Here is a 1025-nt window from a genome sequence, read left to right on the forward strand (position 1 = left end):
CTATACGGCTTTTTATCCAGTAACATTTTTCCAGCAATAATTAACTTGTTTCTTTGCCTGTTTTGCCTTTCACCGTCAACAGGACGACCTTTTTTTATATATTTCATAAGTTAATATCTTATTTTTATTATAAAACTAGTGATACTGTAGATAAATATGATAACTTGTTGAACCGACTTCAGCTGCAATTAATACAAGTAAAAAGCTAACTAATTGCCCAACGCTAATTTTTGAGCAAACATATGCACCTAGTGGTGCGCCGACAACAACTACGGGAATGGCTGCTAAAAGATATCCTTGAATCTGATGATCAATAACATCTAAATACCACGCATTTATAACACTACCTAAAACCGAAGTAAAGGCCATCACTATTACAGACGTGGCTGTTGCTTTTTTCAAATCCGCGTTACAAAAAACAACCAAAAATGCGAATAATATTATATCTGAACCAGACCCCACCAGCCCACTGGCGATACCACCAATAAACGCAATGGCTGTGATATATCGCTTTTCTGGATTGATTGTTAAGCAAGTGCCTTGGTGGTGCATTTTACGTCTTATTCTGTAGATCATTGTGATCGCAAAACATAGAAGTAAAAAACTAAATATCGCCTTTACTATTGCGCCCTCAACTACCGGGGTAATTAAGATTAAACTAACCGCAACACCGACCGCCGACATAGGCAATGCGACTAAGACCTCTCGACCATAGAACGGGATCCCTCGGCATACAATAGTTAGCGCCGCCGCGGTCATCCCAAAACTCTGAATAGCCAATGAAAACACCTTAGCGGTATGAGGCTCAATGTTGAGTACTTTGGTCATGATGGGAAATGCGACAGCCCCACCACCAAGCGCAGTTCCACCAGCAACGAAAGAGCCAAATACCATAGTTAATGCAATCTGAAACTCATTCACAATTTGAAATAGTGCAGAGTTAAAGCCTTGTATCCAAATTAAAGACAAATAGACTAAGAGAGTAAAATACAAGGGCAAGAAACTTGCCCTATATAGCTTAGTTA

1 protein-coding gene is annotated in these 1025 nt (G+C 39.3%); it reads right to left on the reverse strand.

Annotation, left to right across the window (positions count from 1 at the left end; translation table 11 throughout):
- Positions 1 to 135: 135 nt before the first annotated feature.
- The coding region (locus tag L1D50_RS23060) for a sulfite exporter TauE/SafE family protein (RefSeq protein ID WP_239966941.1) at positions 136 to 1025 on the reverse strand (890 nt) is incomplete at its 5' end.

The organism is Pseudoalteromonas sp. Isolate6 (assembly GCF_022398435.1).
GTDB lineage: Bacteria > Pseudomonadota > Gammaproteobacteria > Enterobacterales > Alteromonadaceae > Pseudoalteromonas > Pseudoalteromonas galatheae.